The 22,044-nt window shown below is 69.9% G+C and carries 20 protein-coding genes and 1 pseudogene; 14 read left to right on the top strand and 7 right to left on the bottom strand.

Features of this window, described 5'->3' with window-relative positions:
• Nucleotides 1-91: 91 nt before the first annotated feature.
• Complete coding sequence (locus tag Pen02_RS27880) at nt 92-403, bottom strand: ArsR/SmtB family transcription factor (protein WP_372445683.1); 312 nt, start codon at nt 401-403, stop codon at nt 92-94.
• A 148-nt stretch (nt 404-551) separates the two neighbouring features.
• Here Pen02_RS27880 and Pen02_RS27875 point away from each other — a divergent pair, with 148 nt between their 5' ends.
• The 11 genes and pseudogenes from Pen02_RS27875 (at nt 552) to phnD (Pen02_RS27825) (ending at nt 11,300) form a co-directional block, all read left to right on the top strand.
• Nucleotides 552-797 (top strand): hypothetical protein, encoded by a 246-nt coding sequence (locus tag Pen02_RS27875; protein ID WP_203869070.1) that lies wholly within the window; start codon nt 552-554, stop codon nt 795-797.
• Entirely contained in the window at nt 794-2,095 is a 1,302-nt protein-coding gene (locus tag Pen02_RS27870; protein ID WP_203869069.1) for a M28 family metallopeptidase, read from the top strand. Before Pen02_RS27875 ends, Pen02_RS27870 begins: the two co-directional genes overlap by 4 nt.
• Before the next feature lie 31 nt (nt 2,096-2,126).
• Nucleotides 2,127-2,615 (top strand): GNAT family N-acetyltransferase, encoded by a 489-nt coding sequence (locus Pen02_RS27865; RefSeq protein ID WP_239141375.1) that lies wholly within the window; start codon nt 2,127-2,129, stop codon nt 2,613-2,615.
• A gap of 83 nt (nt 2,616-2,698) precedes the next feature.
• Nucleotides 2,699-3,910, top strand: a pseudogene (locus Pen02_RS27860) (FAD-dependent oxidoreductase); the annotation flags it as partial.
• Nucleotides 3,911-4,212: 302 nt separating this feature from the next.
• Nucleotides 4,213-4,704, top strand: coding sequence for an MFS transporter (locus Pen02_RS27855; protein WP_203869068.1), 492 nt, complete (start codon nt 4,213-4,215; stop codon nt 4,702-4,704).
• The gene (locus tag Pen02_RS27850; protein ID WP_203869067.1) at nt 4,674-5,078 is read left to right on the top strand and encodes a hypothetical protein; all 405 of its coding nucleotides are present in this window, start codon (nt 4,674-4,676) and stop codon (nt 5,076-5,078) included. The genes Pen02_RS27855 and Pen02_RS27850 overlap by 31 nt, the downstream gene beginning before the upstream one ends.
• Nucleotides 5,079-5,541: 463 nt before the next feature.
• The gene (locus Pen02_RS27845; RefSeq protein WP_203869066.1) at nt 5,542-6,525 is read left to right on the top strand and encodes a hypothetical protein; all 984 of its coding nucleotides are present in this window, start codon (nt 5,542-5,544) and stop codon (nt 6,523-6,525) included.
• Nucleotides 6,526-6,711: 186 nt separating this feature from the next.
• Nucleotides 6,712-7,662: a phosphate/phosphite/phosphonate ABC transporter substrate-binding protein gene (gene phnD / locus Pen02_RS27840; RefSeq protein WP_203869065.1), complete on the top strand. Its 951-nt coding sequence runs from the start codon at nt 6,712-6,714 to the stop codon at nt 7,660-7,662.
• Between the two features lie 13 nt (nt 7,663-7,675).
• A complete protein-coding gene (phnE, locus tag Pen02_RS27835) occupies nt 7,676-9,400 on the top strand; it encodes a phosphonate ABC transporter, permease protein PhnE (RefSeq protein WP_203869064.1) in 1,725 nt (574 codons plus the stop codon).
• Nucleotides 9,397-10,269 (top strand): phosphonate ABC transporter ATP-binding protein, encoded by an 873-nt coding sequence (gene phnC, locus Pen02_RS27830; protein ID WP_203869063.1) that lies wholly within the window; start codon nt 9,397-9,399, stop codon nt 10,267-10,269. Before phnE ends, phnC begins: the two co-directional genes overlap by 4 nt.
• 92 nt (nt 10,270-10,361) lie before the next feature.
• Nucleotides 10,362-11,300: a phosphate/phosphite/phosphonate ABC transporter substrate-binding protein gene (gene phnD, locus Pen02_RS27825; protein ID WP_203869062.1), complete on the top strand. Its 939-nt coding sequence runs from the start codon at nt 10,362-10,364 to the stop codon at nt 11,298-11,300.
• Between the two features lie 70 nt (nt 11,301-11,370).
• Here the strand turns inward: phnD (Pen02_RS27825) and Pen02_RS27820 are convergent, their stop codons facing one another.
• On the bottom strand, nt 11,371-12,432 hold the full coding sequence (locus tag Pen02_RS27820) for a winged helix-turn-helix domain-containing protein (RefSeq protein ID WP_203869061.1): 1,062 nt from the start codon (nt 12,430-12,432) through the stop codon (nt 11,371-11,373).
• 150 nt (nt 12,433-12,582) lie between these two features.
• Here Pen02_RS27820 and Pen02_RS27815 point away from each other — a divergent pair, with 150 nt between their 5' ends.
• A complete protein-coding gene (locus Pen02_RS27815) occupies nt 12,583-13,041 on the top strand; it encodes a hypothetical protein (RefSeq protein ID WP_203869060.1) in 459 nt (152 codons plus the stop codon).
• Between the two features lie 186 nt (nt 13,042-13,227).
• Here Pen02_RS27815 and Pen02_RS27810 read toward each other — a convergent pair whose 3' ends face one another.
• The 5 genes from Pen02_RS27810 to Pen02_RS27790 form a co-directional block, all read right to left on the bottom strand.
• Nucleotides 13,228-14,388, bottom strand: coding sequence for a methyltransferase domain-containing protein (locus tag Pen02_RS27810; protein ID WP_203869059.1), 1,161 nt, complete (start codon nt 14,386-14,388; stop codon nt 13,228-13,230).
• Nucleotides 14,389-14,451: 63 nt separating this feature from the next.
• Complete coding sequence (locus tag Pen02_RS27805) at nt 14,452-15,570, bottom strand: GTP-binding protein (RefSeq protein ID WP_203869058.1); 1,119 nt, start codon at nt 15,568-15,570, stop codon at nt 14,452-14,454.
• 27 nt (nt 15,571-15,597) lie between these two features.
• Nucleotides 15,598-16,482, bottom strand: a complete 885-nt coding sequence (gene arsM, locus Pen02_RS27800) for an arsenite methyltransferase (protein ID WP_203869057.1) — start codon at nt 16,480-16,482, stop codon at nt 15,598-15,600.
• A gap of 28 nt (nt 16,483-16,510) precedes the next feature.
• The gene (locus Pen02_RS27795) at nt 16,511-17,302 is read right to left on the bottom strand and encodes an ArsI/CadI family heavy metal resistance metalloenzyme (protein ID WP_203869056.1); all 792 of its coding nucleotides are present in this window, start codon (nt 17,300-17,302) and stop codon (nt 16,511-16,513) included.
• A 105-nt stretch (nt 17,303-17,407) separates the two neighbouring features.
• Entirely contained in the window at nt 17,408-18,466 is a 1,059-nt protein-coding gene (locus Pen02_RS27790) for an arsenic metallochaperone ArsD family protein (RefSeq protein ID WP_203869055.1), read from the bottom strand.
• Nucleotides 18,467-19,235: 769 nt separating this feature from the next.
• Here Pen02_RS27790 and Pen02_RS27785 point away from each other — a divergent pair.
• Together Pen02_RS27785 and Pen02_RS27780 are read left to right on the top strand one after the other, a co-directional pair.
• Nucleotides 19,236-21,602 carry a molybdopterin-containing oxidoreductase family protein gene (locus Pen02_RS27785; protein ID WP_203869054.1) on the top strand — a complete coding sequence of 789 codons (2,367 nt, stop codon included), beginning with the start codon at nt 19,236-19,238 and terminating at the stop codon, nt 21,600-21,602.
• The gene (locus Pen02_RS27780) at nt 21,599-21,952 is read left to right on the top strand and encodes an ArsR/SmtB family transcription factor (RefSeq protein ID WP_239141373.1); all 354 of its coding nucleotides are present in this window, start codon (nt 21,599-21,601) and stop codon (nt 21,950-21,952) included. The genes Pen02_RS27785 and Pen02_RS27780 overlap by 4 nt, the downstream gene beginning before the upstream one ends.
• The last annotated feature ends 92 nt before the right edge of the window (nt 21,953-22,044 follow it).

Genomic DNA, 22,044 nt, shown 5'->3' with positions numbered 1-22,044 from the left:
GCCGGCGAGTCCCGGCGGTTATGGCACCCCCGCAGGAAGGCCAGGAGGCCGCAGTTCGGGCGACCGTCGGCCATGCGGATCGCTGCGGGCCTTACACGTCGGTCGTGGGCTGAATGTTGAGCAGGGTCGCGAGCTGGCGCATGACTCCCGGCCGGGCCCGGTAGTACACCCAGGTACGTCGGCGCTCGGCGTCGACGAGACCGGCCTCGCGCAGGGTCTTGAGGTGATGGGAGATCGTCGGCCCGGACAGGTCGAACGCCGGGGTGAGGTCGCAGACGCAGATCTCGCCGCCGGGCGCCGAGGCGATCATCGACATCAGCTGCAGCCGTACGGGATCACCGAGCGCCTTGAACGCCGGCGCGAGCACTGCGGCGGTCTCGGCCGGTATCGATTGCTCGCTCATCGGCACACAGCAGGACGCTCCCGCGTCGATGTCGATCAGGCTGAGCCCCACCGTCTGCTTAGACATGCGTCTAGGTTGACAGACATCTAAGCAGTGTGCAAATCTCTGATTTGACAGATATCTAGATAGTGATGGAAGGACCGTTGCCATGACCACCAACGGCAGCCACGGCGGGTTCGCCGGGGATCCGCACGCCGCCCTGACCGTTGTCGGCTCCGCCAGCTGCTGCGGCAACCCCGCCCGGGCCACGAACATCCGACTGCCCGATCCCACCGAGCGCGCCGGCGGCACCTGCTGCGGCGCGCCCGCAGCGGAGGCCGACAGCGCCACCACCTCCCCACGGCCGGAGGCCGGGGCCGACGCCGCCGCGACCTCGTCCGGCTGCTGCGGATGAGCACCCACCGCCGGGCACTTGGCCCCGTCACCGCCGGCGCGCTCGACCAGGCGCTGGCGGGCGTGTCAGCCGACCGGCTGACATCGAGCGTCACCATGCTGGCCGGCGACGCGTTCGCCGGACGGCGCGTCGGCACGCCGGGCAACGACGCCGCCCGCGGTTGGCTCGCCGCCCGGCTCGCGGACAGCGGCACGGCGGTGCACACGGACCCGTTCCCGGTCCGGGCGGTGCCGGACATCCACGCCGCGCCGACCGCACGGTTCGGCACCGGGGCCTCGGCGGCGAGTCTGTCGTTCGGCAGCGAGGTGTCGCTGCACCTCGCCTCGACCGACCTCGGGACGCCTCGGCGCGCGCCTTTGGCATTCGCGGGCGCGGGCGACCCGACCGGACGCTGGCTCCTGGTGCCCGCCGGGATGAGCCTGTTCGACGCCTACGGCCACGCGGACCGGGCTGCCGGCCTGCTCGTGGCCCGCAACGTCGACGCGGACGGGTGGCAGTTCACCATGCTGGCCGGTCCGAACGCCGGGCCGCTGCCGATCCTCACGCTGTCCCCCGCCGCCCACGGCCGGGTCAGCGACGCCGCGCGGACCGGCGACGGCTGGATGTCGGCGAACACTCCGATCCGCCGCGTGGACGTCTCGGGCGCCAACCTGCACGCCCGGCTGCGTCACGCGACGGCTGGGCACGCCGAGATGCTGCTGACCGCGCACTTCGACGGCGTCGGCGACCATCCTGGGCTGCGGCAGCCGGGCGCGGCCGACAACGCCAGCGGGGTCGCGGTGGTCGTGGAGGCGGCCCGCGTCCTCGCCGCGTCCCTGCCCCGCCGTGTGGGCCTGTCGGTGGCGTTGCTCGACGGCGAGGAGATGGGCGCGCTCGGCTCCGCCCACCACGCGGCCCGACTCGTCCAGACCGGCGCGAACCCGGTCGTGATCAACGTGGACGGGGCCGGTCGGCTGCACGAGGCCGCCGCAGTGGAAGCAGGCGGTCCCGCGCACCGTCTGCTCGCCGCGCTGGACCAGGCCGGGCGGCACACCGGTGTGCCGCTGGCGGCGGGCCCGGTCGCCTCCGACAACCGCCGTTACGCAGGCGCCGGGTTCGCGGCCGTCGGAATCGGCGCGGGGATGGCCGGGTACCACAGCCCGGGCGACACACCGCAGCGGGTGGAGCCGGCCACCCTGGCCGCAATCACCAGGCTGGTCGTCGCGGCCGTGTGGATCGCCGCCGGCACCCCGACTACCGTTCGATCGCCGATTGACGATGCAGGTGGACGAGAGTGGAACCGACGTGCAGATGGGTAGACCCAGGCCCGCGAGTGCAGGCGGGCCGCTGATGCGGATCCGTCAGATGCGGCCCGGGGACGCCGACGCCGTGCTGGCCATCTACCAGGCCGGCCTCGACGGCGGTCACGCCAGTTTCGAAACGATCGCCCCGACCTGGGCGGCGTTCGACGCCGGCAAGCTCTCCGCGCACCGCCTTGTCGCCGTCGACCCCACCGACCGGGTACTGGGCTGGGTCGCCGTCTCACCGGTGTCGGCCCGGCCCGTCTACGCCGGCGTCGTCGAACACTCCGTCTACGTCGATTCCGCCGCGCGGGGTCACGGCGCGGCGACGGCACTGCTCGACGCGCTGATCCGGTCGACCGAGGCGGCGGGCATCTGGACGATCCAGTCCGGTGTCTTCCCCGAGAACGTGGCCAGCCTGGCGCTGCACCGGCGTGCCGGATTCCGGGTCATCGGGACCCGCGAGCGGGTCGGCCGCCACCATCACACCTGGCGCGACGTCGTCCTGATCGAACGGCGAAGCCCCATCATCCGCTGAAACCACCCCCGGCACCCCGGGGGTCGTACACGGCCTTCTGTTTCGAGAATTTTGAAGATAGGGAGCTTGTGGTGAACGATCGTCTGACAGACCTGCCTGTGGTCGTGATCGGAGCCGGTCCGGTCGGCCTGGCAGCCGCCGCCCATCTGCACGAACGTGGCCTGGCGTTCACGGTCGTGGAAGCCGGTGCCGGCCCCGGCGCCGCCGTCGCCGGGTGGGCGCATGTCCGGCTGTTCTCGCCTTGGCGGTACAACATCGACCACGCCGCCGCCCGGCTGCTCCGGGCCACCGGCTGGACCGAACCCGACCCCGAGGTACTGCCCACCGGCGGCGAACTCGTCGAGAAGTACCTGGTACCGCTGGCCGGGCTACCCGACCTGTCCCCGCACGTCCGCTACGACGCCCGGGTCACCGCGCTGGGACGCGTCGGCGTCGACCGGGTCACCACCGCCGGCCGGCAGGACCAGCCGTTCGTGGTCCGGTTGCACACCGGTACGGAGATACTCGCCTCGGCCGTGATCGACGCCTCCGGCACCTGGGCCACCCCGAACGTACTCGGCGCCAACGGCCTACCGGCGCACGGCGAGCAGCAGGCCGCCGCTCTGGTCAGCCCGGCGATGCCGGACGTCCTCGGCGTCGACCGCGCCGACCACGCCGGCCAGCACACCATCGTCGTCGGCGCGGGTCACTCCGCCGCCAACACCCTGCTGTCGCTCGCCGAACTCGCCGAGCGGGAACCGGGCACCCGGATCACCTGGGCCACCCGGGGCCGCTCCATCGACCGGGCCGTCGGCGGCGGCGACGCCGACGCGCTTCCCGGGCGCGGAGCGCTGGGCACCGGCATCAGACTCCTTGTCGACACCGGCCGCGTCGACCTCGTCACCGGCTTCGCCGTCCGGCAGGTCGAGATCGTCGACGGCCGTCCGCGGCTGGTGGCGGTCGACGGTCGTACCCTGTCCGGCGACCGGATCGTCTCGGCCACCGGCTTCCGGCCGGACCACACCATCGGCGACGAACTGCGCCTCGACCTCGATCCGGCCCTCGGCTGCACCCGGGCGCTCGCTCCGCTGATCGACCCCAACCACCACTCGTGCGGTTCGGTGCGTCCACACGGCGTCGACGAGCTCACGCAGCCCGAGCCGGGCTACTACGCGGTCGGGATGAAGTCCTACGGCCGCGCGCCGACGTTCCTGATGGCCACCGGCTACGAGCAGGTGCGGTCCGTCGCCGCCGCGCTGGCCGGGGACTGGGCCGCGGCCCGGGACGTCCAGCTGTACCTGCCCGAGACCGGGGTCTGCTCATCGAGCGCCGGGGCGCAGGCGATGCTCGACGACACGGCGGCCCGCTACGGTCTCGCCCCCGACGTCCCGGCACGCCTGGTGTCGGCGGCGCTGCGGCATCTGCCGGCCGCCGGCAGCGTCGCCGCCGCCACCCGAGCCGCCGCCGAAGAACTCGGCATCGACCCGGACGTCGCGGTGCAGTTGGCCGCCCTGGCCGGGGACCGGTTCGATGACACCGACGACGTCCAGGCTGCGGGCAGTGCGCATAGTGGGCTGAATCTGGTCGCCGTCGGTGGTTCCGGGGGCGGCTGTTGCGGTTGAGCGGCACTCGTCCGCTGGTCCCCGCCGCCGCAGTGGCCGGCGGGGACCAGCGCCGCCGACGGCAGGGCACAGGCATGATCGCCGCTCTCGCGGTCACCCTGCTCGCCATCACCGTCGTCGCGGGGTTCGCCAGCACGACCTTCATGCCGCTGACCGGCTGGCTCGTCGGTCAGCACGGGTGGCGGGCCGCTCTGCTGGTGCTGGCCGCCGTGCAGGCGGCGACCGTGCCGATGCACGCTGCCCTCGTCCGCCGGCCCGCGCCGCCGACCGTCGGCCCGGACGGCAGTCCGCAGGCAGTCGACCGGTTCCGGCCGGTCGTTCGGGCGGTCCTCGCCGACCGCGGCTTCTGGCTCCTCGCCGCCGGGTTCACCGCGCACACGGCCGCGATCAGCGCCCTGACCGTGCACCTTGTCGCCGCCCTCGTCTCCTGGGGCCATCCGCCGGCGTCGCCGCCACGATGGCCGGGCTGCTCGGTGTCCTGTCGGTAGCCGGCCGGATCGTCGTCACCGGGCTGCAACGGCACCTCCGCACGCCCGTCGTCGTCGCCGTCGTCTTCGCAGTGCGGACCGCGGCGGCATCGCTGCTGCCCATCACCGGTGGCGTCACCGCGGTGGCAGTCGGTGCCGTCATCGGGTTCGGGGTCGACGACCAGCAGGACGAAATACACCGGAACCTGCGAGCGGGGCCATTTGCGCCATCACCGGGTCTCCGCCGGCCAACTGACGGTCGAGGCGCCTCGGATGCGGAACTTGCCGGTGCATTTGACCTGCACACGCACAGCGCGTCGTCGAACTCGACGGTGCCGTCGACCACGAGCACGTCCTCGTCGACCGAGCTTTCGTTGAACCCGACGCCCGCCTGACTGCACATTGATTTCAGGTAGTCAATGCCGAATCGGGCTTTCGCGCCGTTCGAGCTCGAGGTAGCTATAGCGGTGTGTGAGCGATGGCCCAGGGGGTGCCATGTCGCCACCTTGGCCACCGATCACGACCCTGGGGAGGCCCAGCATCGCATGAGGTAGGCGCAATCATGTCGGATGCGTGACTGTCGGCCCAGGCGCGTCGGTGTCGCGGAACGACTGCCGAGATTCATGCCGTCGACCGACCGATATGTCAGAACAAAACCGGGCGGTGAATCGGCTTCCGCCAGGTCGGACCTTCACATCCGCACCGCGCGGCAGCCGACGGAGCAGACCGTCGATTGACGGCCCCTTGCCCGGCCTCACGCCCACCGATAGCATCGCAGACGCCATTAACATCAGTAACTTTTGATGAAGGTGGTGATCGTCAGTGTGTTGTGGGCGATGGAGACGGGGAGGTCGGGCCATGCCTTTCGACCAGGCGGTTCTCGAACCGGAGTTGGAGTACCTCGTACGCCGTCAACTCCTCTCCCGCCGTGAACCCGAGCAGTTGCTGATGCTCGTCGGCGACGACTTCGAGTTCACCGGTGCCGTGTCCAGCGCCGAGTCCGTCCACATCCACGTCAAGCTCGACGACCTGTCCGACCTGCCGCATCAGGAACTGCGCACCCGGGGACAGTTGGAACGGTGGAAGGCCCCCGGCTACGTCAAGTACCGACTGCCTGGTGATCTGAACGTCATCTTCTCGTCGTTCCCCATCGCCCAGGACGACCTGATCAAGGGCGCGGCCACCCTACCGAGGCCCTTCGTCGACCACTTCGGGGTCGACATGCGCACTGAGGACACCCGGACCCGGCGCAGCTTCGACGAGATACCCACGATCGCCGCACACGCCCAGTGGCGCAGCGTCCGGCAGGGCGGACCCGGACGACCTGTCTACGGGGCGCACACGCAGGTGGCCGAGAAGTACTGGGTGTACGGGCCGGGTGGGGCCGACGACTGGCTGCGACCGACCGAGTTCGCCTACGGCCAACTGCTCATCGACGAGCAGTACCTGGGCTGCGATCACCGGCCCATCGACCCCGCCCATCCGATGGCGACGATGGCGCTGCCGTGGGAGGAGAGTCGCCGCGCCAGTCTCGGCGACGACATGAAGGGCATCGTCGTCTACGTCAAGTCCGACGACGAGGCGCGGGCGGCCCGGGCGGTCTTCGACGAACTCGACGAGCCACCGCAGGACCGGCTTCAGATCCGCGTGCTGTCCAACGACCGTCCGGACGAGTTCCCGGACGTCGTCGTGGCCCTGTGGCGACTCAAGGAGTCCTGCCCGCTGCCGTTGACGGTGGTCGACGGCTATCCGGTCGTCACCCAGCGGGCGCCGACGAGGGCCGAAGCCGTCCGGATCACGACCGAGGAAACCATCGCGCCAGCGCCCGGCGTCTTCCAGTAGATCGCGGACCAGGCGCCCGCCGCGCCGGGGAGGCACCACCCGATCGCTGGGTCCGATCGGGTCGGCACCTGCGGTCCAGGATCGGATCGGCCGTCGCCGTGGCCCGGCGCACCATCGCATTGATCGACCAGAGCAGCGCGCTGCCCGGCCACGGCCCGGCGTCGCCACGACACAGGGGGTTCCACAGTGACGACACCGCGCACCAGGAAACTGCGACTGCTGGCCGTCATGACCGCGATAGCGCTCGCCACTGCCGGCTGCGGCGGAGACTCCGAGGAGCCGGCCAACGGCACGAACGCGAACGACTGGCCCGACAAGATCGTCTTCGCGGCGACGCCGAGCGGTGAGGCCCGCACCTTCGACGACGACTACGGGCCCTTCGTCAAGGCGCTGTCCCGGGACGTCGGCATCAAGATCGAGACGTTCCAGGCCGCGGACTACGCCGGCGTCATCGAGGGGATGATCGCCGGAACCGTTGACGTCGCACAGCTCGGCGCGTTCTCGTACGCCCTCGCGGTGCAGAACGGGGCGAAGATCGAACCGTCTGGTGTCCGTATCCATGCCAAGGGTGACCAGGCCGGCTACGTCATCTACGGCATGGTGCCGACCTCGAGCGCCATCAAGGGTTTCGCCGACTTCCGCGGCAAGACCGTCTGCTTCCCCGACCCGGCCTCCACCACCACCCTCATTCCGCTGTTCGAGTTCCACAAGGCGGGCATGACCGTCGACAAGGACTTCAAACGGCTGACCGTGCCGGCCGGCGCCACCATCCCCCGCACCGTCAAGCGCGGCGACTGTCAGGTCGGCCTCGCCTCACAGGCCCAACTCGAGTCCGCGATCCGCCAGGGTGACGTCAAGCAGAACGACCTCAAGGTCGTCTGGGAGGTCCGGGCCCCGGGATCCCCGCTGGCGACCCGGACCGAACTTCCGCAGGACCTGCGGAACAAGGTCCGAGAAGCGACCAACCGGATCAACGCCGAATACCTCGAGCAGCAGGGCTTCTGCACCGGGGACGCCTGTCTGATCAGCGCCAGCGGCGACTATGGCTTCATCCCGATCGACGGCACCTATTACCAGGTCATCTGGGACGCGTGCGAGGCCACCCGGATCGATGCCTGCGGCCCGATCGGCAGCTAGGCGAACCTGTTCGATGACCACACCGACGAACAGCGCCGAACGCCCCGACCTCGCCACCACCGCCCAAGCCGAGCCGACACCGGCAGGCGCGGCGACCGACAAACGTGCGCTACGACCGCCGTGGACCCGCAACCGGATCGTGGGCCTCGCCGCTGCTGCCGGAGCCGTACTCGCGATCGTGGTCAGCACCCGTCAGGTGGGTGTCGACCCGCAGCGTCTGATCGACGGCTGGGCGGACCTGGGCAACCTGCTCGGCCGAATGCTGCCGGTCGAGATGCCGCAGCCGTCCCGCGTCGTCGGCCCGATCCTCGACACGCTGATGATGGCGGTCGCCGGGACCGCCCTCGCGCTGCTGCTGTCCCTGCCGCTGTCGTTCCTCGCCGCCGCCAACACGGCCCCGTCCCCCGCCGTACGGGCCGTCGCCCGGGCGATCATCCTCGGCGCCCGGTCGATCCCCGATCTCGTATATGCCCTGATCTTCGTCCGGGTCCTCGGTGTCGGCGTGCTGCCCGGCGTACTCGCCGTCGCCATCTACTCCACCGGCATGATCGGCAAACTGTTCGCCGACGCCATCGAGGAGGTCGACGACGACGTCCACCACGCCGTGGCGACCGTCGGTGCGACCCGCCTCCAGGCGATCATGACCGGCGTCGTCCCCCAGGTGCTGCCGTCGTTCGTGTCCACCACCCTGTACCGGCTGGACATGAACGTCGCCGCCTCCGCCGTGCTCGGCTTCGTCGGCGCCGGCGGGATCGGCTTCGAGCTCTACAACACCCTGCGCACCCTCCAGTACCAGCGCGGCCTCGGCCTCGCACTGATCATCATCGCCCTGGTCGTGATCGTCGAACGGATCTCCGCCGCGATCCGGGCCAGCATCCTCGCCCACGAGCACTCCGCCCGGGAACGACGTCGCTCCCGCCGGCCAGCCCGCGACCGACCGCCAGCGACCGGGCGTCCCCGGCTCAGTCCCCCGTGGACCCGGGCCCGGCTGACCCGGCAGATCGCCGTCCTGTCGGCCGCCGGGCTGGCCCTGGTCAGCTTCGCCGGTCTCGGCATCAGCCCAGGCGCTCTGCTCCGGGCCATCCCCGAACTCGTCGCCAGCATCGGGACATTCCTGCCGCCGGACTTCGCCTCCGTCCGCGACGACCTGGGACCGGCAATCGTCGAGACACTCACCATCGCCGTCTGCGCCACCGCGCTGGCGACCGCGCTGAGCCTGCCGATCGCGTTCCTCGCCGCCCGCCCCGTCGCCCCGCACCCGGTCGTCTACCACGCGGCCCGGCTGGTCATCGTCCTGTCCCGAGGGCTGCCACCACTGGTTCTCGCGCTGATCTTCGTCTCCGCGTTCGGTCTCGGACCGTTCGCCGGCGTGATCGCGCTCGGCCTCGGGTCGATCGGGCTTACCGCGAAACTGATGGCCGACGCGATCGAGCACCTCGACCCAGGGCCCCGGGCCGCACTCCGGTCGGTCGGCGCGACCCGCGTCCAACAAGCGACCACCGGCGTCGTACCGCAGGTCGCGCCGTCGTTCGTGGCCACCACGCTGTTCACCCTCGACAGCACCATCCGCTCGTCGACGATCGTCGGGATCGTCGGTGCCGGCGGGATCGGCTTCATCACCTACCAGTCCGTGCACACGCTGCAGTTCCACACCACCGCCGCGGTACTCATCGTCATCTTCGTCACCGTCTTCGTCGTCGAACGCTTCTCCGACATGATCAGGAAGAGGATCCTGTGACCCGGCCGACAGCCGCGCAACCGGACGGCACGGCGGTGCCTGTCGTCCGGGTCGCGCACCTCACCAAACGATTCGGCGACCACACCGCACTCGACGACGTGTCCTTCGACCTGCCTCGTGGCCAGTTCCTCGCCGTCATCGGACTGTCCGGGTCGGGTAAGTCGACCCTGCTCAGGTTGCTCAACGGACTGCACACGCCCAGCGACGGCGCGGTCGAGGTACTCGGCGTCGACGTCGTGCACGCCCGCGCCCGCGCGATCCGGCACCTGCGCTGCCAGGTCGGCTTCATCTTCCAGCAGTTCAACCTCGTCGGCCGGCTCAGCTGCATGGAGAACGTCCTGTCGGGCGCGCTCGGCCGGCTGCGTGGTCCCCGCCTCGGCGTGTCGACCTACTCCAAGACCCTGCGCCAGACCGCGCTCGACCACCTCGACCGCGTCGGCCTCGGCCACAAGGCGTTCCAACGCGCCGACACCCTCTCCGGCGGCGAACAGCAGCGGGTCGCGATCGCGCGAAGTCTCATGCAGCAACCGCAGCTGCTACTTGCCGACGAACCCGTCGCCTCCCTCGACCCGGAGTCGTCCGGCCAGGTGATGGACGTCCTGCGCCGCATCTGCGTCGAGGAACACCTCACCGTCATCTGCAGCCTCCACCAGGTCGACATGGCGCTCGGCTGGGCGCACCGGGTCATCGGCCTGCGCGCGGGCCGCACCGTACTGGACCGGCCGACCGGGGACCTGACCAGACCGCAGCTGATGCAGGTCTACCAACGCGACGGTGTGCCCGTCGCACCCGAGACCCCACAGCCCGACGAGCCGGACGACCACGGCCTCGCCGCACTGTCCCCGACCCCGCAACAGCTCATCCAATAGGTCACCGCACGACCGACCTATCCAGGCGCCGCGTCACCGCGATCTCGGCGCGATCGCAGACCGATTGACCATGCCTTGTGTGAGGAGCAGTGATGACACGAATTTGTCGGATCGTGACGGCCGCGATGGCGGTCCTGCTGGTAACCGCCACCAGCGGCTGCGGCGGCGGCGATGACGAGTCGGGTCAATCGCAGACCGGCTGGCCCGACAAGATCGTGTTCGCGGCCGTACCCGCCGGTGAGGCGAGCACCTTCCAGGACCACTACGGGCTGTTCATCAAGGCCCTGTCCGAGGAGGTCGGCGTCAAGGTGGAGACGTTCCAGGCCGCCGACTACGCGGGAGTCATCGAGGCCCTCATCGCCGGGACCGTCGACATGGCGCAACTCGGCGCGTTCTCCTACGCCCTCGCCGTGCAGAACGGGGCGAAGATCGAGCCGACCGGACTGCTCCAGCACCGCAAGGGCGACCAGCCCGGCTACGTGGTCCTCGGAGTGACCAAGGCGTCGGGCACGCTGTCGTCACTGGACGACTTCCGGGGCAGGACCGTCTGCTTCCCCGACCCCGCCTCGACCTCCACCCTGCTGCCGCTGTTCGAGTTCTCCAAGGCCAACCTGGCCCCCGACAAGGACTTCAAGCGGCTCGTCGTCCCCGCCGGCAACACCATCCCGCGTGCGGTCAAGCGAGGCGACTGCGAGATCGGGCTGGTCGCGGACGCTCAACTGGAGAACGCGATCCGGACCGGTGACGTCGCCGAGGGGGAACTCAAGTCGATCTGGCAGGTCCGGGCACCGCACTCCCCCGTGGTCACCCGGTCCGCGCTGCCCGACGACCTACGAACCAAGATCCGCGCCGCCACCTTGAAGATCAATTCCGAGTACCTGGAGGGGCGCGGCTGGTGCAAGGGCGACGCCTGCCTGGTCAGTTCCAACCGTGACTACGGCTATCTCCCGGTCGAGCACTCCTACTACCAGGTCATCTGGGACGCCTGTAAGGCCACCCGGATCGAGGCGTGCGGACCGATCGGCAGTTGAACCGACGCCACGTCGATCCTCGACCGTGCTGCGTCGGCCGGCGGTTGTCGGCCAAGCTCGACGGACCCGATCACGGGCTGGCACGGCTCCGCTGATCGGGCGGCGTGGCTGCCGGAGGAGGATGTTTCGACGTCGCGGACGGTCCGCCGGTGCCGTGCTCGAACAGGGCACGGCCCAACGGGGTGAGGTGATGCTGCATCCGATGGCGGTCGCGGTGGCTGAGAACCAGCCCGGCGCGGCGAAGGACGCCAGCGTGCTCGCTCGCGGAGCCGGGCGAGATGCCGACCCGGCGGGCGAGTTCCTCGGTGGTCCGGGGGTTCGCGCCGATGGCCTCCAGGACGGCGGCGCGGGTGTTGCCGACGAGCGCGCTGAGAGCCTCAGGTCTGAAGGGCTGCCGCCTCGGCAGGACGTCCGGGTGACGCTCGACGGGATAGCTGAGCACCGGCGGCAGCGCGGGGTCGAGCAAGGTCAGCGGTCCGCTGACGCAGAAGTACGACGGAATCAGCAGCAGCCCTCGGCCGCCCAGGTGGATCTCCTGGTGGCGGTGGGTCGGCACCCGTAGCTCGCCAGCAGACCACAGGGCGAACGGCCAGAGGCTCTGCAGCAGGCCCTCGACGCCCCCGCGGAGGAAGGCGTTGACGCGGACCGTACGGTCCCGGTCGACCGCCGTCTCCACCTGACGTCGGTACGGCTCCACCATCATCTCGTGGCACGCGCGCATCGTGTCGGTCAGCTCCACGAGCATCTGCGGGCTCCCGGCCGCCACCTCGTGGACGGGAGGTGGCAGCGGCCGGGAGCGGGCCAGCCGGCGTACGTCCCTGGTCAGCAGGTGCTTCGGCGTACGACGGATCGCCTCCAGGCCGTACGCGAGCCCGTGGGCCGCCTCGACCGGGTTGAGGAAGTCGGGAAAGTAGCCGACGTTCGGCGTGAGCGTGAGCAGGAGCCGCAGGGGTGGGCCCAGGGCGGCGCGGCGCAGCGCCGCGGTGGCCTCCTGCCGCCAGCTCGTGAACAACAGATCGCCGCGCTGGGGCCGGAGCATCTGTAGCGCCAGCACCAACTCCCACAGCGGATCTGGCCCCGACGCGACACGGGTGCGGGCGATGTCGTCACTGGTGAAATAGATCCTGAGCATGGCCATCCCCCCGAAATCGCCAAGCCGTAGGTACGACAAAGGTACACGCGTAGCCCGAATATTCGACGGTGCCCGAAACACGTAGCCTCCCCCGGTCGGCGGACCGACTCTCTGGCGTAACAAGCAACGCCTTTCGAGGGAGGAATCGTCATGTTGGGAAGGATCGCAAAGACCGCGATCGTGCTCGTCGTCCTCGGTGCAGCCACGCTCATCTTCGTTCCCGCCACCGCCGCGAGCGCCGCGACCAGCTGCTACGGAGGAGCGTACAACTGGGACGCCGGGGTGGGCGACGACGGCGACACCTTGTACATACCGGATGTTGATGACACGTACGACTGGTGGGGCGCGCGCCCCTATTACCGCAGTTCGACGCGATGCGCCGATATCAACCTGAAGGTGACCCACATCAGTGGCTCCGTCATGTCGGCGCGCGTCTGTTTCCGGCCCTCCTCCGGTGGCGGCTGGTGCAACGGCTGGAAGACGTTCGACATCAACGTGCCAGGTTCTCTCGGCACCTGGCGGGTCATCGCCACCGACGTGCGGGACAACACGACGTTCTTCGTGGAGTTCACCAGCGACGGATACACCTACGGTCAGGTCGCCCACTGAACCGTCCCGGGTAGGGGCGGGTGACACTGGGTAGCTGACCGTTGGAAGTGCGGCGCCGCACCGCATCGGTGTGGCGCGGCAGAGACGCGGGACCCCGGATGAAGGTCGTCCTTTCGAAGATCACCTTCAGCTGGGGTTCTGCGTCCACCAAGGACCACACGTGCACCTCGGTGCTGCCGGCATGCGTCAGCAGCCGCACGTTCCGCTTGGTTGGACGCAGGCCGCCGATTCGGTCGACGGCCGGTAACGGATCCGCCCAGGCGTACTGGCCCGCACCGACAGTGCGGACAGGCCGAACGGTAGTGTGCTGGACGGCTGCTGCGGCTCGGGGTCGGCGAGTTCGGCCTCGAGGATGTAGGTGTGTTCCACGTACGGGCCGGCGAGGATTGCCCGGAGATCGTCTGGACTGATCGGTACGACCCGGCCCCGGATCATCTGCAGGCCGGTGTCGATGGTGACTGCGGCGAAGGGTCCCCGGTACACGACCGCGTGCCGCGTCGGCGTGTCCTCGCGGGTCGGTGGTTTGTAGGCGGCGACGGTGACGCTGCGGAACTCGACGTCGCCGACGGTTTCCCAGGGACGGGCCTCGCGCTTGAGGATGGTCAGGCCGGTCAGGCCGGCGCGGGTGAATCCGTCGAGGAACCGCTCCTCCTGCAGGGCGCCGCTGTAGCAGCCCGACCAGAGGTGCGGGTCGGCCTGCATGGCGGTCGGCACGTCGATATCGCTGACGATGTCGCTGATCACCGCCCGGCCGCCCGGCCGCAGCACGCGGGCGATCTCGGCGAACATGTCCTGCTTACGTTGCGGCGCCACCAGGTTGAGGACGCAGTTGGAGATGACGACGTCTACGCTGCCGTCGGGAATGAGCGGCGAGTCGCGGCGCAGCCGGTCGGCCAGCTCGTCGAGACGTACGAGGTCGTCGTGGCAGCGGACCGGGTGCCGGTCCAGGTGACGGTCGAGGAACTCGAGGTCGAGCGCGAGGTCCTCGATCCGAGCCTTGGCGAAGGAGACGTTGCCGTAGCCGAGGCGCCGGGTCACCTCGGGTTGCGCGCGCCTGGCCACGGCCAGCATGTCGTCGTTGAGGTCGACGCCGATGACCGTACCGGAGGGGCCGACGATCTGCGCGGCGATGAAACAGACCTTGCCGGCGCCGCTGCCGAGGTCCAGGGCTCGCTCTCCGGGTTGTAGGTAGCTGACCGGATCCCCGCACCCGTAGTCCTTCTCCAGCACGTCGGCGGGGATGACCTTGAGATATTGGGGGTCGTAGTCGACCGGGCAGCACAGGCCCGGTTCGGCCACCTCGGAGGCGGCGCTGTATCTCTGCTGGACGGCACGATCGATGCTCACGGTGCTACCCGACCTTTTCCCGGCCCGTGACGGCCGATACGACGGTGGAGGGCCAGGAGGGTGCTACTGGCCGGTGGCGTTGCCGACGAGCATGCGGTGCGTCGGGCGTGGCTGACCCGGCTTGAACGAGCGTTGGCTGGCCGGCCGGGACCGTACGCCCTGGTCCTGGTCCGCCTCCTGCGCCGCCGTGTCGGCGAGCCGTTCGAGCTGTTCCGGTTCGCAGGCGACGCGGGCGTTGAGGACCGCCCGCCCGCCGCTGCTGGTCGGGGTACCGGCGAGGTCGACGGCACAGGGTTGGCCGCTGTCGATGAGGCTCGCTTTCGTCATTGCGCCGGAGGTCGCGTCCTGGAACATCAGTTTGACGTGACCGACGAGGTGACCTTCCTCGCGGCTACCACGGGCCATCGCCGCCAGGAACGTCCGGATCCACGCGGTCGGATCGAACGGGCGGTGCGCGGCCTGCAGATCGAGGGTCCGGTCGAGCCAGGCGAGCCGGGCCTCGGCCGTCCCGTACCGCTGGTAGTCGATGTCGAGGTCGGCGTCGTCGGCGGTGTGCTGGCGGGTCCAGGTGTCGAGCAGCGGGGTGAGCTGCCCGGTGGCGGCCGAGTAGGTGACGACCTCGGCGTGCGGGAACCGGTGGGTGAGCGACTCGACGACGGTGTGGATCTCGTCGGGTGCCAGTAGGTCGGTCTTGTTGACCGCGATCACGGCGGCGTCCTCGAGCTGCTTGCGGTACAGGTAGGCGATGTCGGTGCCGTGCTCGCCCCGGTCGAGGTCGGGCAGCAGGCGCAGGTACCGGATCGGGTCGACGACGGTCGTCATCGGGGCGGTGACGAACTCGTCGCCGTACAGCGCGGTCAGGGGACGCACGACGGTGGCGGTGAGGTCGGTGCAGCTACCGACGGACTCGGCGATGATGACGTCCGGGCTGGTACGGCGGATCAGCTGTGACATGACGGTGAGCAGGTCCTCGAACCGGCAGCAGAAGCAGCCGCCGGTGACCTCGCCGACGTTGCCGGACCCCTTGGCGGCGAAAGCGGTGTCGACCAGGTCGACGCCCTGGTCGTTGGTGACCACGGCGACGCGTTGACCTGCGGTACGCAGTTGGTCCGCCGCTGCGGTCATCGTCGTCGTCTTGCCCGCGCCGAGGAACCCGCTCAGCACAACGAATCTGGTACTCATCGACTTCTCCCCCGGTTGCGGGCGTGGTCAGGACCTTTCGGCGCGGACGATCGCGCTGGCGAAGCGGGCCAGGATCGCCTCGACGACGTGCGCGGGTTCCAGGGCGGCGTACTCCGGCAGTCCGCTCGGGAACAGTTCGGTGGCGTCGTGTTGCCGCAGGATGTCGATCCGCGCGTCGGTGAAGCCCTGCTCGCGCAGCAGCGCCAGGTACTCGTCGTCGCTGAGTGCGCCGCCGACGCAGCTGCCCCAGGCGTACAGGTCGGCGCGCAGCGCCTCGGCGAACGCGGATCCGGCCGGCAGTCCGCCCTGGATCACGACATCGGCGACGGCGAGCCGGCCGCCAGGTCGCAGCACCCGCCACGTCTCGGCGACGACCTGCCGCTTGTCGACCGCGAGGTTGATCACGCAGTTGGAGATGACCACGTCGACGCTGGCGTCCGGCAGTGGCAGGTTCGCGATGTCGCCCTTGAGGAACGACACGTTGCCGATTCCGGCGTCGGCGGCGTTCTGCCAGGCGAGTCCGAGCATCTCGTCGGTCATGTCGATGCCGTAGACCTGGCCGGCCGCGCCGACCCGCCGGGCGGCGAGGATCGCGTCGAGGCCGCCGCCGGAGCCGAGGTCGAGTACGACGTCGCCGGGGCGCAGCGCCGCGACGGCGGTCGGGTTCGCGCAGCCGAGCCGGGCCAGCGCCGCGCGTAGTGGCACCTCGTCCATCTCGTCGAGGGCGTAGATGTCGGCGGAGAACTCGTTGACGCCGACGGTCGGGGTGTCTCCGCAGCAACTGGAGTCGGTGCCGCAGCAGGAGGCGGCGGCGGTGACGCCAAGGTTCACCTGTGCGGCGGCACGGCCGCCGTACCGTTGCCGGATCGTCTCCTGGATCGCGTCCGCGCTGTGCGGCGTGGTGCTGGTCATCGGCAGTTCCCCGCTTCTGTGGCCCGGTTCACGCCGAGACCGGCATCTTCGACGACACGTCGCTGCTCACCCTGTTCGGGGCGATCTCGGCGTAGCAGGCGCAGTCCGGTCCGCAGCCCTCGTCGGCGTCGGCCTCGGTGACGACGTAGACCTCCCACCGGTTGCCGTCGGGGTCGCCGACCCACACCTTGGTCTGCACGGCGTAGCAGCAGGGGGTGGCGACCTCCTCGTCGGTGAGGAATCCGGCGGCGGCGAACCGCTCCTTCATCGCCATGACGATGTCGGTGCTCTTGACCTGCACGCCGAGGTGGTTGACGGCGCCGCCGGAGGTGGGTTTGCGGTCCGGGTTGAACGAGATCACCAGGGGCGGCTCGGCGACCTCGAACTTGGCGTAGTCGTCGAGGTGCTTCGTCGGGGGCTGGCCGAAGAACACCTCGTAGAACTTGACGCTCTCCGCGAGGCTGTTGACGAACATGCTGATGTGCATCCGGCTGGCGGTGGCGAACTCGACCGCCGAGTCGGCGCGGTCGACGAGGCCGGCGGCGGCCTCGACGCCGTTGGTGATGTAGTCGGTGAGCTGCTCGACGGTCGGCAACTCGCCGGAGAGCACGGGCTTGTCGTCGACGACGGTCAGCGGCATGGTGCCGGACCGCTTGATCCGCATCACCTGCAGGACGACCGCCGGAACCCCGTCGAGGGTCGAGCCGTAGAGGTTCGTGGCGACGAGTGTCACGGTGTCGGGCACGTTCGGTACGGCGTCCAGGATCCGCTGGGCGGCGACCTGGTCGTCGTCGCTGCTGACGAATACGTCGATCTTCATGGCTGCTCCTGTCATCAGTGGTGCCGTGCGGCGCCGAACCGGGTACGGACGGCGAACGTGACGGCTACGGAAGGCCGCCGCAGTGGGATCGGTGGGCGAGCGTGGTCAGCAGCAGGCGTCGGTGGTGCAGCAGGCGTCGGCGGCGTTCGCCGGGCGCCGCAGTGGTGCAGATGCCTGGTCGGGGTCGTCGACGAGGGCCACGGCGGCGGCCGGCGTGGGCAGCCAGCCCTGGGTCCGCACCTTCCCGTCGACCACCAGCGCGGGCAGGCACCGCGAACCCTCGGCCTCCAAGGCCAGGAACAACGCCGGCGGCAGGGGGACGATCCCGGTCGGCTTGGCCATGTCGAACGCCTTGACGTCGGCTGAGGAGTACCGTTCCTGCAACGCGTCGAGGAGCGGCTGTGAGGGCGTGGTGTTGCAGGAGCACTCCTCGAAGACGTAGATCTTCGCCGGGGTCGACACCGCCGGGCGGCCCGCGACGGCGGTCACGGCCGGCGCCGCCGACGGTGCACAGTCCGGAACCAGCTCGCCCGCCCTGGCGGCCAGCGGGTGCGCCGGGTCGATCGGTCGGTAGTCGCAGCCGAGGTACTCGTCAGACGAGTGCAGGTCCCCGAACGCGAACTCGATCGGCCGGCGGGATCCCTCGGCCCCTTCCGGCGGGTAGACCCAGTGCTTGGGGCCCATCATCGTGTGGCAGCAGCGCACCGGTCCGGCCTGGTACACGTGCCGCCACCCGGCCCGGGTCGCGGCGTCCGGGATCGCGTCGAAGATCCGCTGCGTCGCCGTGTTCTCCTCGCGCAGGTCCACACCCAGGTGGTCGACGTAGGGCTTCGCCTGCGGGGCTGCGCCGGGGATGAACTCGTCCTGGGCGGTCGGCTCGGAGGCGAAGATGACGTTGAGGCCGCTCGGGAAGGAGAACTTCCGCTCCTGGGCGGAGTTCGAGGTCTCCTGGCATGCGTCCGTCAGCCGCGCTCCCACCGGCAGGCTCGCCACGTCGTCGGCGTTCACGTGTACGTGAATGGACTCGGCGTTGTCCATCGCCTCGGCGAATGGGAAAGCGTCGCTGATTACCTCGAGAACCTGCTCGGCCTCTTGTGCAGCGAGTAGACCGGCCTCGGTGAACAGACGAAGATCGTCTTGGACCGTCGGGGCGTGGAAGGCCATGCCGATACCTCCTGGCGATGATGGCCGTGCGAGATCGGGGTATCCGAATGCCGTCGGAAAATGGCGCAGCCGAAGGGGTGGCCGCAGAGCTGATTAGATGTCCGTCGACTTTCGCCATCGTCTAACCAGCCCCCACCGCTGTCAAGGAGGGGCCGCCCGCCCACACCTAAGATCGACACGCCCAGTCGACGACGGCGCGGCCCGCTCCACCTGGCACTTCCCCCACAGCCGACAGGATCAAGTTTTGTTGCAGAAGATCAATGAAGATGTTTCACGATGTGAACAAACAAGCACACCGCCGCATGCCACTCACCCCATTGACCCCGGTGATTGACATTGGGAAGACTTGGCGACCAAGGCCGGGCCAACCGCCTCGATCACCCTTTCGCCTCGCACTGGTCCAGAACTGCTCCTCGTCGCGCTGACGCCATCGAGGAGCAGCCCAAGAGCCTGCCCGTGCCCTGTCCTGTCGCATCACGCAGCGGATTGCGGCAACGAAAGCCGACTATTAGCGGATTCCACCGCGATCCGGAGCCGCCATCGGCCCGTGGAGCCCAACGACAACGGGAGCTGCCTCATGTCGCGATCCGGTGATCCGGAATCGGAGTCCTCCGACCTGCCCGCCGGGCACGTCTCCCGCCGCGGGCTGATCCAGACCGCGGCGGTCGGCACGGCAGGCACCCTCGTCGTCGGGACGACGCCCGCCGCTGCCAGTCCGAGACCCTCACCAGGAGCCGACGGCAGCGCGACACCGGACGACTGCTCACCCATGCCCGACTTCAGCAGCGGCTCCGCAGCCCTCGATCCGGACCGGGTGGTCGCCTCGGCCTGCCAGTTCTGCAACAGCAACTGCCGGCTGCGGATCGGCCTGAAAGTCGGCCGGATCATCGAGGTCCGCGGCGAGCCGGACGACCCGGTCCAGGCCGGCAACCTGTGCGTCAAAGGGCCGGCCATGACCGAACTCGTCTACAACAGGCATCGGCTGACCACTCCCCTGCGCCGGGTGTCGGGTACCAAAGGCAGTTCGACGTCGGTCTTCGCACCGGTCTCCTGGGACGAGGCCCTCGACCTGATCGCCAAGCGGCTGCTGCGGCTGCGCGACGACGGTGAGGCCAGAGCCATCGCCAACCGCACGAGCGGCCGGCTGCCCCGCGGCGTCGGCTCGCTGGTCGCTCGGCTGTTCGCGATGCTGGGCAGCCCCAACGACACCGACGTCGGCCCGGTCTGCAACGACGCCGGCGGCGACGCCCTGGCGATGACGTTCGGGCTGCCGAACTTCACCAACGGCTACGGCGTCGACCCGGCGACCGGACAGGAGGACCTCGGCTCCACCCGCTACCTGCTGATGCTCGGCACCAACCAGGCCGAGACGCATCCGGTCACCTTCGCCCACCTGCTGCGCAGCCGGGAACGCACCGGCGCCCGACTGGTCGTGGTCGACCCGCGTCGCACGCCGACCGCTGCGCTCGCCGACACGTGGGTCGCGCCGAAGCCGCACACCGACCTCGCGCTGATCCTCGGCATGCTCGGCCACATCGTGGCCACCGGCCGCTACGACCACGAGTTCGTCGGCCGGTGGACGGTCGGATTCGACGAACTGGTCCGCCACCTGCACGGCCGTGGCTACCGGCCGTCGTGGGCTGCCGAGATCACGGGCGTGCCGGCGGCGGTCATCGAACAGATCGCGGAGGAGTACGCTGCCGCCCGACCCGCCGCGATCTTCTGCAACGCCGGCATCTCCCACCAGCTCGGCGCGTTCGACACCTACCGGGCGATCGCCATGCTCGCCACGATCACCGGCAACGTCGGCGTTCCCGGCGGCGGCTGCAACTTCATGCACAACACCTGGCCCGGAGGACTCTGCCTGCCACCCCTGCCGGGCCCGGTACCGCAGCGGGGACCGGCCCTGCCGGTTGGCCCCGATGCGTTCGCCGAGTCGATCCTGTCCGGTCGCCCCTACCGCCTTCGGGCGGTCATCACCGAAGGCAACCCGCTGGTCAGCTCCGCCAACACGAGCAAGGTCCGCGAGGCGTACCGGCAGCTCGACTTCTACGTCTACACCGGCCTGTTCATGGAGGAGGCGGCGTACTACGCCGACGTCATCCTGCCCGTGTGCAGCGGGCTGGAGTTCGAGGGCGTGTACATGCGGCGCGACGACCGCGCGATCCGCTGGCAGGACGCCGCCGTGCCACGGGTCGGCCAGTCCCGCAGCGACATCGAGATCTGGGTCGACCTCGCCCAGGCGCTGGCCCGCAACGACCGCCGCCACTCCCGCAGTTACTGGACGGACGCCTTCCCCAGCCGATGGCGTGACTACCGGCACCTGTGGGCCGAGTTCGTCGCGCACACCCCCGGGATGGGTGGCATGACCCGCGAGCGGCTCCGGTCGCGGTCCGAGCCGTTGCGCTGGCCCTGCCCCGACCTGGACCACCCCGGCGTGAGCACCCTCTACCACGATCACCCGTCCTGGTACCGGGCCGCCGAATCCCTGGATCCGGCCAACCGCGGCAAACGGTTCCTCACCCCCAGCGGCAAGATCGAGATCGTCACCCCGGCGCAGGAACGGCTACTCGCGCCAAGCGGGCACACCGCGCTGCCGTTCTTCTACACCCATCCCGAGGTGACCGGCGGCCACCCGACCATCGCCTACGAGCCAGGGTTCATCACCAACCCGCTCAAGCCACAGGCTCTCACCCACCCGGTCCGGCTGGCCGTGCCCGGCTCCAAGGCGATCCACCGCCGCTATCCACTGATGGGCATGACCGGCCGGCCCAGCGTGGCCCACTTCGCCACCGTCACCCACTGGACACCGACCGGGAAGCGGCTCAACGGCGTACGTCTCATCCAGATCCATCCGGACACCGCACGCGCCCACGGCATCGCCGCCTACGACGACGTCATCGTCGAGAGCCCGCGCGGCGCGGTCACCGGCACCGCCCTGCTCGACCCCGGCATCCGTGCCGACACCATCTTCGTCCCGAACACGTTCGGCCCCGCCCAACTCGTCGGCTACCAATTCGGCGATCCCCGCTATCAGGCCGTCAACCACCTCCTCGACGACCGCTACCACGACAACCTCTCCGGCCAGCAGGCCTACAAGTGCTTCGCCTGCCGGCTACGGAAGGCGCCCGCATGAGCAGACTGACCAGTCCCGCCGAGGCCGGGCCGAACGCAGCAGCGCGGTGGGACGCCACAGACGACACGGACGCGGTGCGCATCGCCTCGATGTGCAAAGCGCTCGGGGATCCGGTCCGCCTGCGGATGCTCACCACCATGGCAACCCGCGGCCAGGTCTGCGTATGCGACCTTGTCAACGCCTCCGACCTGAGCGGACCCACGATCTCCTACCACCTGAAGGTGCTGCGTGAGGCGGGGCTCGTCAACTGCCAGCGTCGCGGCACCTGGGTGTACTACTGGCTCATGCCCACCGCGGTGGACCAACTCGCCCAGTGCCTCGCCGCCGTTTCGGCCCGCCGCGCCAGGTAGCCCCGAACGGCACAGGCCGACTCACGGGCAGGGGCGCAACCGCCAGTTCCCCAATTGGGCGCGAACCAGCGACGAATCCATCAAACCAGGCA

This window comes from Plantactinospora endophytica, assembly GCF_016862915.1.
In the GTDB taxonomy this organism is placed as follows: domain Bacteria; phylum Actinomycetota; class Actinomycetes; order Mycobacteriales; family Micromonosporaceae; genus Plantactinospora; species Plantactinospora endophytica.
This window is presented reverse-complemented; position numbering and strand designations above follow the sequence as displayed.

What these genes read in the sequence shown, in the direction of transcription:
- Pen02_RS27880 (WP_372445683.1), bottom strand. Translation starts at nt 403, where the DNA reads ATGAGCGAGCAATCGATACCGGCCGAGACCGCCGCAGTGCTCGCGCCG.
- Pen02_RS27875 (WP_203869070.1), top strand. Translation starts at nt 552, where the DNA reads ATGACCACCAACGGCAGCCACGGCGGGTTCGCCGGGGATCCGCACGCC.
- Pen02_RS27870 (WP_203869069.1), top strand. Translation starts at nt 794, where the DNA reads ATGAGCACCCACCGCCGGGCACTTGGCCCCGTCACCGCCGGCGCGCTC.
- Pen02_RS27865 (WP_239141375.1), top strand. Translation starts at nt 2,127, where the DNA reads ATGCGGATCCGTCAGATGCGGCCCGGGGACGCCGACGCCGTGCTGGCC.
- Pen02_RS27850 (WP_203869067.1), top strand. Translation starts at nt 4,674, where the DNA reads ATGGCCGGGCTGCTCGGTGTCCTGTCGGTAGCCGGCCGGATCGTCGTC.
- Pen02_RS27845 (WP_203869066.1), top strand. Translation starts at nt 5,542, where the DNA reads ATGCCTTTCGACCAGGCGGTTCTCGAACCGGAGTTGGAGTACCTCGTA.
- phnE (WP_203869064.1), top strand. Translation starts at nt 7,676, where the DNA reads ATGACCACACCGACGAACAGCGCCGAACGCCCCGACCTCGCCACCACC.
- phnD (WP_203869062.1), top strand. Translation starts at nt 10,362, where the DNA reads ATGACACGAATTTGTCGGATCGTGACGGCCGCGATGGCGGTCCTGCTG.
- Pen02_RS27820 (WP_203869061.1), bottom strand. Translation starts at nt 12,432, where the DNA reads ATGCTCAGGATCTATTTCACCAGTGACGACATCGCCCGCACCCGTGTC.
- Pen02_RS27815 (WP_203869060.1), top strand. Translation starts at nt 12,583, where the DNA reads ATGTTGGGAAGGATCGCAAAGACCGCGATCGTGCTCGTCGTCCTCGGT.
- Pen02_RS27805 (WP_203869058.1), bottom strand. Translation starts at nt 15,570, where the DNA reads ATGAGTACCAGATTCGTTGTGCTGAGCGGGTTCCTCGGCGCGGGCAAG.
- arsM (WP_203869057.1), bottom strand. Translation starts at nt 16,482, where the DNA reads ATGACCAGCACCACGCCGCACAGCGCGGACGCGATCCAGGAGACGATC.
- Pen02_RS27795 (WP_203869056.1), bottom strand. Translation starts at nt 17,302, where the DNA reads ATGAAGATCGACGTATTCGTCAGCAGCGACGACGACCAGGTCGCCGCC.
- Pen02_RS27790 (WP_203869055.1), bottom strand. Translation starts at nt 18,466, where the DNA reads ATGGCCTTCCACGCCCCGACGGTCCAAGACGATCTTCGTCTGTTCACC.
- Pen02_RS27785 (WP_203869054.1), top strand. Translation starts at nt 19,236, where the DNA reads ATGCCCGACTTCAGCAGCGGCTCCGCAGCCCTCGATCCGGACCGGGTG.
- Pen02_RS27780 (WP_239141373.1), top strand. Translation starts at nt 21,599, where the DNA reads ATGAGCAGACTGACCAGTCCCGCCGAGGCCGGGCCGAACGCAGCAGCG.